General features: G+C 37.9%; 13 protein-coding genes. 7 read left to right on the top strand and 6 right to left on the bottom strand.

Going from position 1 to position 14,263, the window contains the following annotated elements; translation table 11 throughout:
• Positions 1–237: 237 nt before the first annotated feature.
• Entirely contained in the window at positions 238–1,542 is a 1,305-nt protein-coding gene (locus NDQ75_RS13945; RefSeq protein ID WP_202029208.1) for a Glu/Leu/Phe/Val family dehydrogenase, read from the top strand.
• Between the two features lie 16 nt (positions 1,543–1,558).
• Complete coding sequence (locus NDQ75_RS13940; protein WP_202029207.1) at positions 1,559–1,981, top strand: GreA/GreB family elongation factor; 423 nt, start codon at positions 1,559–1,561, stop codon at positions 1,979–1,981.
• 50 nt (positions 1,982–2,031) lie between these two features.
• On the opposite strand, the gene NDQ75_RS13935 is transcribed toward NDQ75_RS13940, so the two are convergent.
• Positions 2,032–3,018, bottom strand: a complete 987-nt coding sequence (locus NDQ75_RS13935) for a YitT family protein (RefSeq protein ID WP_202029206.1) — start codon at positions 3,016–3,018, stop codon at positions 2,032–2,034.
• 402 nt (positions 3,019–3,420) lie between these two features.
• Here NDQ75_RS13935 and ychF point away from each other — a divergent pair, with 402 nt between their 5' ends.
• Entirely contained in the window at positions 3,421–4,512 is a 1,092-nt protein-coding gene (ychF, locus tag NDQ75_RS13930) for a redox-regulated ATPase YchF (RefSeq protein ID WP_202029205.1), read from the top strand.
• Positions 4,513–4,566: 54 nt separating this feature from the next.
• Here the strand turns inward: ychF and miaA are convergent, their stop codons facing one another.
• The 5 genes from miaA to NDQ75_RS13905 all read right to left on the bottom strand — a co-directional run bounded on the left by miaA (position 4,567) and on the right by NDQ75_RS13905 (position 8,674).
• A complete protein-coding gene (gene miaA, locus NDQ75_RS13925; protein WP_202029204.1) occupies positions 4,567–5,481 on the bottom strand; it encodes a tRNA (adenosine(37)-N6)-dimethylallyltransferase MiaA in 915 nt (304 codons plus the stop codon).
• Positions 5,471–6,262 carry an ion transporter gene (locus NDQ75_RS13920; protein WP_202029322.1) on the bottom strand — a complete coding sequence of 264 codons (792 nt, stop codon included), beginning with the start codon at positions 6,260–6,262 and terminating at the stop codon, positions 5,471–5,473. The genes miaA and NDQ75_RS13920 overlap by 11 nt, the downstream gene beginning before the upstream one ends.
• Positions 6,263–6,340: 78 nt before the next feature.
• Entirely contained in the window at positions 6,341–7,702 is a 1,362-nt protein-coding gene (locus NDQ75_RS13915) for an exonuclease domain-containing protein (protein WP_202029203.1), read from the bottom strand.
• 36 nt (positions 7,703–7,738) lie between these two features.
• Complete coding sequence (locus tag NDQ75_RS13910; RefSeq protein WP_202029202.1) at positions 7,739–8,023, bottom strand: 4a-hydroxytetrahydrobiopterin dehydratase; 285 nt, start codon at positions 8,021–8,023, stop codon at positions 7,739–7,741.
• A 105-nt stretch (positions 8,024–8,128) separates the two neighbouring features.
• Positions 8,129–8,674, bottom strand: a complete 546-nt coding sequence (locus tag NDQ75_RS13905) for a pyridoxamine 5'-phosphate oxidase family protein (RefSeq protein WP_202029201.1) — start codon at positions 8,672–8,674, stop codon at positions 8,129–8,131.
• A gap of 79 nt (positions 8,675–8,753) precedes the next feature.
• On the opposite strand from NDQ75_RS13905, the gene NDQ75_RS13900 reads away from it, so the two are divergent.
• The 4 genes from NDQ75_RS13900 (at position 8,754) to NDQ75_RS13885 (ending at position 14,252) form a co-directional block, all read left to right on the top strand.
• Entirely contained in the window at positions 8,754–10,124 is a 1,371-nt protein-coding gene (locus NDQ75_RS13900) for a pyridoxal phosphate-dependent decarboxylase family protein (RefSeq protein ID WP_202029200.1), read from the top strand.
• Between the two features lie 153 nt (positions 10,125–10,277).
• The gene (gene guaA / locus NDQ75_RS13895; RefSeq protein WP_202029199.1) at positions 10,278–11,807 is read left to right on the top strand and encodes a glutamine-hydrolyzing GMP synthase; all 1,530 of its coding nucleotides are present in this window, start codon (positions 10,278–10,280) and stop codon (positions 11,805–11,807) included.
• Between the two features lie 116 nt (positions 11,808–11,923).
• A complete protein-coding gene (locus tag NDQ75_RS13890; protein ID WP_202029198.1) occupies positions 11,924–13,891 on the top strand; it encodes a PBP1 and LysM peptidoglycan-binding domain-containing protein in 1,968 nt (655 codons plus the stop codon).
• Complete coding sequence (locus NDQ75_RS13885) at positions 13,848–14,252, top strand: OsmC family protein (RefSeq protein WP_202029197.1); 405 nt, start codon at positions 13,848–13,850, stop codon at positions 14,250–14,252. Before NDQ75_RS13890 ends, NDQ75_RS13885 begins: the two co-directional genes overlap by 44 nt.
• Positions 14,253–14,263: the final 11 nt, after the last annotated feature.

The raw sequence follows: 14,263 nt of genomic DNA, 5'->3' as shown, positions 1-14,263 counted from the left end.
ATGTAGATTGCTCTTTTTATTAAAAAATATAAATATGAAACCTATTCAGTTTACTCTTTGTTCTTCGTGTGCTAACCAGATTTCCTGTGTCCTCACTAAGCAAAAAAACAGTGTTTGGTCGTGTAGCGAACACGCACCAGATGTAAATCAAATTTTCAGCAATCAACTTAATTAGCACAAAGTTTCACAAGCTTGAAAATTTAAAAGAAAAAATTCTAACAAAAACAATATTTAAGAATGATTGCAACGGTTAAAAAAAGCAATGCGCGAAGCAGTAAAATTCCCGTTCAGGGAATGATGGAAAATGTAATGGAGCAATTCTATTCGGCTGCAGATTATATTGATTTAAATAACAATATTCGAAAAATTTTGGCCATCACCAATAACGAGATTGTGGTGAAGTTTCCTGTAAGAATGGACAATGGCGAAGTAGAAATCTTCACAGGTTACCGTGTTCAGCACAATAATGCACTTGGTCCTTACAAAGGGGGGCTTCGTTATCACCCAACGGTAGATATCGATGCCGCAAGAGCGCTGGCTATGTGGATGACGTGGAAAACATCCTTGGCTGGATTGCCTTATGGAGGTGCAAAGGGAGGTATAAAGTTGAACCCTAAGTTATACTCCAAGAATGAATTGGAAAGAATTACTAGAAGGTTCACCTACGCTTTGGCAGATAATATTGGTCCGGAGCACGATATTCCAGCACCCGATGTTAACACAAACAGTCAGACCATGGCTTGGATGTCCGATACTTATATGAGTACCAGACCACCAGCGGAACGTTCGGCCAATCAACATGTGGTTACCGGAAAGCCAGCAGGAAGTGGCGGTTTGGAAGGAAGAGACCGTGCTACGGGTTACGGAGTGTTTTTAACGGTGAAGCTTCAGCTGGAAAAGCGGGGCGAAACTTTAGAAGGAAAACGCTTTATCGTGCAAGGATTTGGTAATGTAGGTTATTGGGCGGCTCATTTTATGGAAAATGAGGGTGCTAAAATGGTTGCTGTGCAAGATGCCCAAACAACTTTGGAAAATCAGGACGGAATTTCTGTTGCCGATTTATTCCAATACACACAATCCAACGCAAATGCTATTGCGAATTTTATACCTGCGAATGAAATTGCTACCGAAGATTTCTTTGGAGTAGATTGTGAGGTATGTATTCCTGCAGCACTGGGGAACCAAATAACCCAAGAGAATGCAGATAAGATAAAAGCATTCGTAATAGCTGAAGGAGCCAATGGACCAACGAATGGAGATGCAGAAAAAATATTGGAAAATAGAGGGGTAACCATTATTCCTGATATCCTTTGTAATTCTGGAGGGGTAACGGCAAGTTATTTTGAATGGTTGCAAAACCGCAATGGTGAATTGTGGCAACTGGATGAGGTTATGGAAAAGCTGACTAAAAAGCTCACCGAATCTTTTGAAAAGGTATACAAATACTCACAGGAAGAGTCCATTTCGATGCGTAAAGCGGCTTTTTGCATCGCCATAAAAAGAATTGAGATGGCGTATACTCAAAGAGGTATTTTCCCTTAATGAAAAAAGAACGAGTATGGAAAGGAAATGTTTAACAGTGGAGAAACGGGAATATGTTTTCTTGAAACGGATGCTTAGTATTTCCGGTTATACGGAAGATCAGGATGTGCTGCAGTCTTTAAAAATTTTAGAGTCAGGGTTGGCAACCGCTGTGGTGTTGGATGAAAAAGACATGCCTCCAAGTATTATTCGTCTTAACAGTTTGGTTTCCATAGCTTCTGATAACAATTGGGAACGAAACGTTCAACTGGTCATTCCATCGGAGAGAGATTGTAAGCAAAATAAAATATCCATTTTAACTCCCATGGGAGCGGCTATTTTTGGTCATTCCGAAGGAGATGCAGTTAAGTGGGAATACCTTCTTGGTGGACATAAATTATTCATTAAAAAAGTGCTTCAAAAGGGCATTAAAAAAGGACTGGATTTGTCGATATACTAAAAGAAAACTATGTAAATGTTAATTTTGAGTTCGGTCTGAAGAACCCTTTATCAAGATTTTATCTTGGTTAAGGGTTTCTTTTTTATCATTCCCCCTTTAGTGTCTTTTACCGAATTCATTATTATAAATGCGGTTTGATCAATCTTATCAATTTCGGTTTTAAGAGCCGACATTTCCAAACGAGTGATTACCGTATAAACTACATCAATATTTTTTAAAGGTGAATTATCAGGGCTATAACCTCTTTGCCCTTTAAGAATAGTACATCCCCGTCCCATTTTGTGGATGATAGCCTTTCGTACATCTTCATTTTTTTCAGAAATAATGGTAACCCCAATGAACTCTTCAATACCGTCAATTACGAAATCAACCGTTTTGGAAGCTGAAAAATAGGTAAGGATGGCATACAGCGCAATTTCAGTAGAAAAAATATAGACCGCGGTTAAAAATATTAGGATGTTAAAAAGAAGGATAACATTTCCAACCGTTAAACTGGATTTCCTACTTATGTAAATAGCGAGTACTTCTGTTCCGTCGATAATGGCACCGCCGCGAATGGCCATTCCAATTCCGAGTCCTAAAAAGAAACCTCCAAAAGCAGCAATTAAGATTTTATCGTTGGTAATGGTAGGGAAAGGAATAAAATGTACTGCTAAAGCCAGTAAAAAAATACCCACGGCACTGCTTATGGCAAACTTTTTACTAATGGCATAATACGCCAAAATAACAAAAGGTAAATTTAGAACAAAGATTAATATGGAAAGAGGTATGTTTGTTAGCTCTCTTACGATTAATGAAATACCTGTAACTCCGCCATCTATAAAAGAACTTGGTAGTAAAAAGCCGTTTAGGCCGAAGGCAGCAGCAAGTACTCCAATAAAAATGTAGAAAACATCGTGGATTTCATGGGATATTTCTACTTCTAGGTCAGTCACCTGTTTTTTAAAGCTACGTTGGTCTTTATTGGATTCACCAAGGGATTGACGGTATTTTCTTCGAACACGGTCGACAATAATCTTCTTGAAAAAAGAATTCATAGGCATTTAATTACTTGGCTAAAGATAACCATTTTCCCATAGGAATATATGATGCTGCTCAGTTCTTGTGCTTGCTATCTTTTGATATCAATATTTGTCCTAGCTAGGGATCGAAAAGTTTCGACCATATGTTATTAAACACTTTAAATAAATAGCTTCTAAACTATTTTACGCTGTGGTTTTATTTGGTTACGGTTATCATACCATTTCCTATTTAAAATGAACTGCAATAAAACGCCCTTTTTTCCTTTCTATTTCAGAATAAAAAGAAAACGTAGCTATGGCTATGTCTTAGTTTTCTTCTTCCTATTAAGAAAAAAATGTTCATTTTCTTTTTCAGTAATTTCAAACAAGAACTGGTATTAATTATATTTGCACTCAAATTTTTTCAAAATACAACGAATGAAAGCTGGAATTGTAGGGTTACCGAACGTAGGAAAATCAACTTTGTTTAACTGTTTGTCGAATGCAAAAGCGCAAAGTGCCAATTTTCCTTTTTGTACCATAGAACCCAATTTAGGAGTGGTAAACGTACCAGATACCCGTATTGGGAAGTTGGAGTCGTTGGTAAATCCAGAACGTGTAATGCCTGCAACCGTGGAGATTGTAGATATCGCTGGATTGGTAAAAGGAGCCAGTAAAGGTGAAGGATTGGGGAACCAGTTTTTAGGGAATATTAGGGAATGTAATGCCATTATACACGTACTGCGTTGCTTTGAAAACGATAATATCGTCCATGTTGACGGAAGTGTAAATCCGATTCGCGATAAAGAGACCATCGATATTGAGTTACAGCTGAAAGACTTAGAAACGGTAGATAAAAGGCTGGAAAAAGTAAAAAGAGCTTCTAAAACAGGGGATAAAGATGCTCAAAAAGAGGAAGCATTATTAGTTCGTTTTAAAACTGCTTTGGAAAGTGGTATTTCTGCACGTGCGGTAGAAGTGAATGAAGATGAAGAAGAATTTATGCAAAGTTTTCAATTGCTTACGGCAAAGCCAATTTTATACGTTTGTAATGTAGATGAAAGTGCTGCCAAAGAAGGAAATGCTTACGTAGAGAAAGTAAAGGAAGCTGTAAAAGATGAAAATGCAGAAGTAATTGTATTGGCAGTGGCTATTGAAGCGGATATCGCAGAGTTGGAAGATTATGAAGAACGCCGAATGTTTTTGGAAGATATAGGTTTGGATGAGCCAGGTGCCTCCAAACTAATTCGTGCAGCCTATAAGTTGTTGGATTTACAAACTTATTTTACGGCGGGTGAAAAAGAAGTACGCGCTTGGACAATCCCGGTTGGATCAACAGCTCCTCAGGCCGCTGGTGTAATCCATACCGATTTCGAAAAAGGATTTATCCGTGCTGAGGTTATTGGATACGAAGATTACGTAAACTATGGAAGCGAAGCCAAAGTGAAAGAGGCTGGTAAAATGCGAGTAGAAGGGAAGGAGTACATCGTAAAAGATGGAGATGTGATGCATTTTAGATTTAATGTGTAACTAACTAAAAATTATTTCCATAATTTTTTTAAAACCTTGGCTTTTGCCAGGGTTTTATTTTTTTGAAAGAATGCTATTGATCTTGTCAATGATTTCCCCAGTATCCGTTTCATAATCAAACCACAATACACTCTCATCTTTCCGAAGCCAAGTCAATTGTCTTTTGGCAAATCGACGGGTATTTTTTTTGATTTCAGAAATGGCAAAATCAAGTGTCCAGTTACCATCAAAATATTCAAAAAGTTCGCGGTAACCAACAGTTTGTAATGCATTTAGTTCGCGGTTGGGGTAAAGTTTTTCCGCTTCTTCCAGCAAACCGTTTTCCATCATGATATCAACGCGACGGTTTATCCTGTCATAAATAACATCACGATCCGCCGTTAGGCCAATTTGTATAGATTTGAAAGCTCGATTTGATTTTTTTTGCTGAAGAAAAGAAGAATACGGTTTACCGGTGCCCAAACAAATTTCCAACGCTCGAATAAGTCGGTGCGGATTTTGGGAATCGATATTTTTATAATGTGAAGGGTCTAAATTCTTTAATTGCAGTTGAAGTCCTTCAATTCCCTCTTCTTGCAGTCTTTTATTCAATCCTTCTCTAATTGAAGAATCCACTTCGGGAAAATCATCCAAACCATCCATTACGGCCTTGTTGTATAGACCACTTCCACCAGCCATGATGACAACATCGTGTTTTTTAAATAATTCGCTGAGCAATTCCAAAGCTTCCCTTTCAAAATCTCCAACGGAATAATTCTCAAAAATGCTTTTATGTTGAATGAAATGATGTTTTGCCGCTGACAACTCCGCTTCATCGGGCACGGCAGTACCTATTTTCATCTCTTTGAAAAACTGTCGTGAATCAGAAGAAATTATTTCCGTAGAAAAAGCATTCGCTAAATCTATGGCAAGGGCAGTTTTTCCAATTGCTGTAGGGCCAACAACGGTTATAAGGTACTTATTGTTCATTTAAAAGGTTTCCACAATTATAGCAAAATATTGCATCATCTTTATGTCTATCGGCATTGCAATGTCTACAAACTTGCGTATTGGTATGAATTTCCTGAATACTGTTTGTTTTTTCTCCTGTGTTTTTGGCGCCTTGTTTTGCAAATTCTACGGTTACAATGCCAGTAGGAACGGCAATGATGCCATAACCCAGAATCATAATAATCGCAGCGATAATCTGACCAACATCGGTAACAGGGGCAATGTCTCCGTAACCAACCGTGGTAAGCGTTACAATTGTCCAATAAATACTTCTTGGGATGCTCGTAAAGCCAGCTTCGGCACCTTCAATCAAATACATTACCGTACCCATTATAACCGATAAAATTAGAACAGTGTAAATAAATACAGCAATTTTTGCGCGACTGGATTTTATGGCCTCCTTAAGTTGCGATGCTTCCCCCATAAAGCGAACCAGTTTTAAAATCCTGAAAACACGTAACAAACGTAGTGCCCTTACCGCCAATAAAACTTGCGAACCAGCAAGAAAAAAGGATAAATAAAGTGGGATAGTAGAAAGGAAATCTACAATTCCATAAAAGCTGAAAATGTACTTATGAGGCTTTTTTATGGAAATGATTCGTGCAATGTATTCAATGGAGAAAAAGATGGTGATAATCCATTCGGCAGTTAAAAGATAGGTGTGGTATTTAGCATCAAAAGATTTTATACTCTCCAGCATCACTAAGATGATACTTAGAATAATAATGATGAACAAAAGAATGTCGAACCATTTACCCATAGGGGTATCTGCCTCATAAATTATCTCATGAAGTTTATGTTTCCAAGCTGCTGATTTCTGTTGTTTCTCGTTCAATACTTACACAGGTATAATTTTTACAGTTTTTTTCTTTCTGAGGTAAAGCTGAATTAAATGTTTGTTGTCTCGGGAGTTTTCTATTGGCGTTAAAAAGGTTTGTAAAATCGATTCATTTTGAATTTGATGATTGAGTTCGTAAAAACCAAGACCTTTTATTTCACCCTTTTTTATAAAAATACCGCTCCTTTCGTTTACATTTCTACCGCGGTCAGAAATTATAAAACTGCTTTCATCGCCAAATCCATACTTGTACATCGCCTTTTTCACCCTTTTGTTATAGGTTTTCACATCTTCTTTTTCAATGCAGGCGCCATTGCACTTTTCAATGCTATAATTATAACAGTTTTTTTTCGCTTCTGAAAGTCCGTTAACTTTAGTGCAGAGTGTAAATTCCTCCGTAATTGCTTGCAACGAATTATAAGCTTGTTCGTAACTTGAAAAGGAGGTGATATAACTTTTTCTATTGTCTGCTTTTCCAATTTTCAGCGCCAAATAACCGTCTTTATTTTCTTTCGTATAAAGAACATGGGAGAAAAGACGTTTGGTTTTCGCGTTATATCGAGGCTTGTTTTTTTTTACTTCGGAAAACTCTTTCAATTGTGCTATAAGTTCATTTCCAGTTTCTTCATAAGTTACAGCTTTAACTTCCTTTTGAAGCTTTTTACTATTTTTTGATGAAGAGGCAAAAATTTTATTCACCCTTTTTTTAATATTCTGACTTTTAGCTAGGTAAACAATTTCCCCATCGCTATTGTGTATATAGAAAACCCCAACGGTGGTGGGCAGTTGTTCTACAATATCAATTAACTTGGGATTAAGCTGACCCAGATTTTCTGCACGCACATTATTTTGCACAATTTTTTTGGTGGTGTCTTTAGCCAAAAGCATTTTAAAAAGCTTTACCGTTGCTTGCGCATCGCCGCTGGCTCGATGTCTATCGCTAACAGGGATGCCTAAAGAGCGTACAAGTTTGCCTAAACTGTAAGAAGGCTGTTCGGGCATTAGCTCTTTAGCCAGTTCTACTGTGCAAAGCGATTTTCGTTGATAATCGTATCCTAATCTTCGAAATTCAGTTTGTAAAATCCTGTAATCAAATTGGGCGTTATGGGCCACTAAAGTCGCATCCTCTGTAATTTCCACAATCCGCTTAGCTACTTCGTGAAACTTAGGAGCGGTCTGCAACATACTGTTATTAATACCGGTAAGTTTTACTACAAAAGGTTGAATTTCTTTTTCCGGATTTACCAAGCTAATAAAACGATCTACAACTTTGTGCCCATCAAATCTATAGATAGCAATTTCCGTAATCCCTTCTTCATTGTATTTCCCGCCGGTAGTTTCTATATCGAGTATTGCGTACATTAATTTAGCACAATATTTAAAATGGAAGGCGCAAATTTAGCCCTTTATAATTTCTTCAATGCGTGTTGCCAAATTAAAATCTTTTTCGGTAATACCATCAGCATCGTGAGTATTTAGTCGAATGGTGAGATTATTATAAACATTGCTCCATTCGGGGTGATGGTTTAAGGCTTCTGCTTCAAATGCAATACGCGTCATCATGGCAAAGGCATCAGCAAAATCTTTAAAATCAAGAGAAGTAACTAGAAAACCTTCTTCATAATCCCAGTATTCCAATTTTTCAATACGCTCTTTTATTTCCGTCTCGTTGAATGTTTTCATATACTGTTTTGTTTATTATTGTAAAGATAGGAAGTTCAAAAGCAATAAGGCAATGCTTTTACGTTAATTTAAATGGAGGGGATTATTTAATCAAAAAGGCAGCAGTTAAGGAACAATAAAACTTCCTTCCCAAACGCCGTCCTCTTTTGAAAACAGGGCACGAACGTGCTGTTCTTTTTTCAGCTCCAAATATTCTATTTTTGATGGAATGATGTGAATAATGGCAAAATGGTGGGAAGTGTCTAAATACTCTATCATTTCAGGATCTTTAACTTTACTTCCGGGATCTTGGGCAGAACGATAGTCCTTTTTCCCGCTTTCTTTCATCTTCTTCCAAGCTTTTTTCAAGACTTTATCGTCTTCTTCCAGAAAGGCTTTTCCGTCAACTTTAAGCTGAAGCATATCGTTATGATTGAAAAATAGCAGACACACATTGTTGTTTTCTTTCAAGTGCGTCACCTTTTTAGAACGTCTGTCGGTGAAGAGTGAAATAGTAAGGTCTTCTTTCACATCCCTAAGAACCACCGTTCTCAATCTCGGACTATTATTGATACCAATAGTTGCCATTGTAAAATACCGAAAAGGGTGTTTTACATCTTTTTTTGCGGCCAATAAGGCTTCTTTGGCAGTATTAAAAAGTTCTTTGGTCACGGTTGCATCTTTGTATAAAGATAGCAATTTCTAGGGAAAACAGAACAAAAGATTACCTTTGCAAAAAACTAAAAATCTTATGCACAATATAGACATGGATTCCGTAGAAATGACATTGGATGTCATGAAATACGCTTTAAACAGAATCACCATGATATCCCCGGAACTGGGGAAACCTAAAAAGGAAGAGGAACTAAAAGCTTTGGTTGGCGAAACGGTTACACCAAAAGGTATTGGAGGCGAAAAAGCGTTTCAACTTTTCAAAGATGTATTGATAAAAGCCACTGTTCCTATCGATCACCCAAGACATTTGGCTTTTGTACCTGCTTCACCAACAAGAGCTTCCATTATGTTCGATTTGGTTACTTCGGCCTCCAGTATTCACGGGGCGTATTGGATGGAAGGTGCTGGCGGTATTTTTTGCGAAAATGAAGCCATGAAATGGTTGGTTTCACTAACCGGACTCCCAAAAGGTGCTTTCGGAGTTTTTACCAGTGGAGGAACAGCTGCTAACCTTTCTGCTATGGTAACTGCACGTGAGAATTGGCGTAAAGATGAAAATAACGTAGGTGAAAAAGGTTTAATTATTACGTCTATTGGGGCGCATTCTTCTGTGAAGTCTATGGCTAAAGTGATCGATGCCGACGTATTGCTTATCGAAACCGAAGATTGCATGACGAAAGCCGATTTGGAAGCAAAGATAATTTCACTTACCCCACATGAAAGGAAAAGATTATTTGCCGTAGTAGCAACAGGCGGTACTACCAATGCTGGAATTATAGACGATTTAAGTGGAATTGCTGATGCTTGTGAGAAAGAAAACCTTTGGTTTCACGTAGATGCAGCTTATGGCGGTGGAGCGCTGGCAGCCGACTCAGTTAGACATCTTTTTAATGGAATTGAGCGAGCAGATAGTATAACTATCGATCCGCACAAATGGTTGTTTTCTCCGTACGATTGCGGTGCGATTATTTATAAAAATCCGGAATTGGCAAAAGAAGCGCATGCACAAGAAGGCTCTTATCTCGATATTTTTAAAGATGAAGGAGCGCAAGGTTTCAATCCGTCAGATTATCAAATACAATTAACAAGGCGCGTTCGTGGTTTACCTTTATGGTTTTCTTTGGCGATGCACGGTACCGATAAATACAAATGGGCCGTTGAAGAAGGTATTAATTTAGCGAATTTGGCAGGAAGGCTTATTTCAGAAACAGAGCATGTAGAACTGGTGCGTGCGCCTAGTCTTTCTTGTGTGGTTTTCCGAAGAAAAGGATGGTCGCCAGATGACTACCGCAATTGGACGTATAAAAACCATCGGGACGGATTTGCGCTTGTTACACCTACCAAATGGCGCTCGGGAGATACTTATGAAACCGTTTCCCGAATGTGTTTTATCAATCCAGATACTACGGAAGCAGATATTATTGCAATCTTGGACTCAATGAAATAATCTTAATTTTTCATTGAGAAATATACCAACCTGCGAGGTTTTTTACAACCTCGTAGGTTTTCCCAATTTTGGTTTTGAATAAACTGTGACATTTCCTTCACAAAAAACTTCCATCAACCCTTTTCATTTTCTTATTAAATAGTATTTTTGCGCATGCAAAACAACGTACTTATTTTAGATTTCGGTTCGCAGTACACGCAATTAATTGCGAGACGTGTAAGAGAGTTAAATATCTTCTGCGAAATATTTCCATACAACAATCCACCGGAAGACCTTTCCAGCTACAAAGCGGTTATTCTATCCGGAAGTCCATTCTCAGTGAGAGCAGAAGATGCACCGCATCCTGATTTGTCTCAAATTCGTAGTAAAGTACCAATGCTAGCCGTTTGCTACGGAGCCCAATACTTGGCGCATTTCGGCGGTGGGGAAGTAGCACCGTCCAACACTAGGGAGTACGGCCGTGCTAATCTTTCTTTTATTGCTGAAGGAGAAACTTTTTTTGAAGATATTTCCGTTGGAAGTCAGGTTTGGATGAGTCATAGTGATACCATCAAAAAATTACCTACATCAGGAAAAGTTTTGGCTAGTACTAACGATGTTCAAAATGCAGCTTACAAAATTGATGGTGAAGAAACGTATGCTATTCAGTTTCATCCAGAGGTATATCATTCTACGGATGGAAAGCAGCTTTTGGAAAACTTCTTGGTAAAAATAGCGGGTGTAGAACAATCATGGACTCCAGATAATTTTGTAGATATGACGGTTGCCGAGCTAAAAGAAAAGCTTGGAAACGACCGTGTAGTGTTAGGACTTTCTGGAGGAGTAGATTCTACGGTTGCTGCTGTTCTTCTAAACAAAGCAATTGGGGATAATCTTTACTGTATCTTCGTGAACAACGGACTCTTACGTAAGAATGAGTTTGAAAGTGTATTGAAGCAATACGAGGGTATGGGACTTAATGTTAAAGGAGTCGATTCTTCGGCACGCTTCTTGGATGCTTTGGCTGGGGTAAGCGACCCTGAATTGAAACGAAAAGCCATCGGTCGTGTCTTTATTGAAGTATTTGATGATGAAGCTCATGAAATTAATGATGTAAAGTGGTTAGGACAAGGAACTATTTATCCAGATGTTATTGAATCTATTTCGGTAAACGGACCTTCAGCAACAATTAAAAGTCACCATAACGTAGGCGGATTACCAGATTTCATGAAATTGAAAGTGGTGGAGCCACTTAAAATGTTGTTTAAAGACGAAGTAAGAAGAGTAGGGGCTTCTATGGGAATTCATCCCGAATTGTTGGGAAGACATCCTTTCCCAGGACCAGGATTGGCAATTCGTATTTTAGGAGATATTACCGCCGAGAAAGTACGTATTTTACAGGAAGTAGATGCTATTTTTATTAACGGACTCAAAGAATGGGGACTTTATAATAAAGTTTGGCAGGCAGGAGCAATTTTATTGCCCGTAAATTCTGTAGGAGTGATGGGAGATGAGCGTACTTACGAAAAATGTGTAGCTTTACGTGCCGTGGAAAGTACAGATGGGATGACAGCCGACTGGGTGAATTTACCATATGAATTTTTGCAAAAAACGTCTAATGATATAATAAACAAAGTTAAAGGCGTTAATAGAGTAGTGTACGATATTAGTTCAAAACCACCAGCAACTATCGAGTGGGAATAAATAGTAAAGTGAAATAAGCTTACTCATTCCGGTAAACTTTATCATCTTAATTATTTTTGAATTGGTATAATCGGTTACCTTTAGCTTTGAACAAAAACCTGAAACCAAATAGAAATATGAACCACAATAAAATAGTCTTAATCCTTGCCTTTTTGTTTTGTGTTACGTTGCAAGCGCAAAAATTTGAAACACATGCCGTAAAGCAGGGAGAAACTTTAGAAAGTATTGCACGAAAGTACAAGGTTACACCGTACGCAATACTTAAGTTGAATCCTGAGGTGAAAAATGGGGTTAAGGCAAATACTATTGTGGTTATTCCGCTTTCGGAACAGAGATCAGATCCGCAAAGCGGCCAAGAAAATATGGTTGTGGATCGGAATCAGGTGGAGCGCTTTGAAGAACATAAAGTGAAAAGAAAAGAAACGTTATACAGCATTTCAAAAGAATATGATGTTTCAATTGAAGATTTAAAGCGGTATAATAAAGATTTGTATAGCAGACAACTGAATAAGAATGAAGTTATTCAAATCCCAGTTTATAAAAAAGTTTCTGTAGGTTCATTGCCAGTAAAAGATGGCTTGGTTGCGCACAAAGTAGCTCCAAAAGAAGGACCTTGGCGTATAGCCTACGAGCACGGCATTACGGTAGATTCCTTGAAAGTTCTAAATCCGGATATGCAAGAAGTGCTTAAAGAAGGAGATACCTTATGGGTTCCTTTCGTGGCCGGGAATAACAAAAAACCAGTTGAAGTAGATAATTACAATTATTACACGGTACTTCCTAAAGAAGGGTTTTATAGACTTAAAGTTAAGTTAGGCGTTACGCAAGAGGAAATCGAAGCATTAAACCCAGAGGTAAAAGACGGTGGACTTAAAGCGGGAATGGTGCTGAAACTTCCTAAGGATAAAATGGGGGAAATGGCGGTGAGCAACGGACAGCTTATCGAAAAAATTTCGTTGTTGGATAGTCTAAATTATAACGAAAAGGCTACGTTGGCATTGGTGCTGCCATTTAAACTGGACGAACTGGATTTTAACGATTTAAGTACCAATAAAACAAAAATTGAAAAAGATAAGCTTTTAAGTGTTTCATTGGATTTTTATACCGGTGCCTTAATGGCTATCGATTCTGCCAAACAAATAGGTCTGTCTTTAGATGTTAAAGTTTTTGATAGCGGTGCGAACCCAAGTAAAGTAAGTCAGCTAACCACTAGCGGGAAATTAAATGGAGTGAATGCCATCATTGGGCCGGTAATGCCCAATACTTTCAACAGAATGGCTAGCGATGTACGATCATCAAATACACCTATTTTTGCGCCTTTTTCCAATAAAGGACTGCAATTGTATGGAAATGTTTTTCAAACCTTACCTCCAGACGAGCTGCTTAGGGAGAAAATGCTGGTTTATTTAAAGAAACACGGCGTAAACAAGAATATCATTATTGTAGCTGATGCAAAGAGTGCGCCTATAAAATCGAGATTGCAATCTTTGTTTCCAGGAGCAAAAGTCATTAATCCTATTGATGATAAGTTTATCCGTTTGGATGAAATCAATCCGTTTCTTTCTTCTGAAAAAGACAATTGGGTAATCGTAGAAACTAATAGCATCCCTTTGTTAACCAATATTACGGGGGTTGTTAATTCAGCAAAAACAAAAGAACATCAAATAACAATGTTAACAACGCTGAAGGGCAGTGCATACGATAGCGACAACATCTCAAACATGCATTTGTCTAACCTTAATTTTCACTTTCCTACGGTCGATAAATTATCTGATGTAAAAACGAGTTTCAGTAAAAAATACGAGTCAAAATACGGTACTACACCTAATAGGTACGCTATTCGAGGATTTGACTTAACTATGGATGTGATTTTGAGGCTCGGATATAATAAAAACATGGATTATGTATCCGCTCATGTGAGTGAAACCGAGTACATAGAAAACAAATTCGATTACAAGAAAGAGCTTACAGGAGGTTATTATAACCAAGCACTTTATATTGTAAAATACGATAACCTAGAAATTAAAGAAGCAAAAAACGATGCCAACCTCGATAGTAACATACTTGGGAGCACTGAGAACTAAATGTGTTCATTTAAAAAGTAGCAATTCTTTTATTACCGACGCACCAACCGATAACAATGGAAAAGGGGAGGCGTTTTCTCCAACAGATACTGTGGCCACTGCTTTGGCAAGTTGTATGCTAACAGTTATGGGGATAAAAGCGAGGGATTTGGAAGTAGACCTTACGGAAACCACTGCTACTGTAACCAAAACAATGGCTGCTGAACCAAGGCGAATCTCCAAAATCGATATTATTTTTGATATACCCGTGAGTGTAGATGATAAAACAAAGAAAATTTTGGAGCGCACAGCAAATACTTGTCCAGTTCACTATAGCTTACACCCTGATATTGAAAAGAACATAACCTTTAATTGGGGCTGATTTTTGAAATA

This window comes from Galbibacter mesophilus (genome assembly GCF_023721415.1).
Taxonomy (GTDB): domain Bacteria; phylum Bacteroidota; class Bacteroidia; order Flavobacteriales; family Flavobacteriaceae; genus Galbibacter; species Galbibacter mesophilus.
This window is presented reverse-complemented; position numbering and strand designations above follow the sequence as displayed.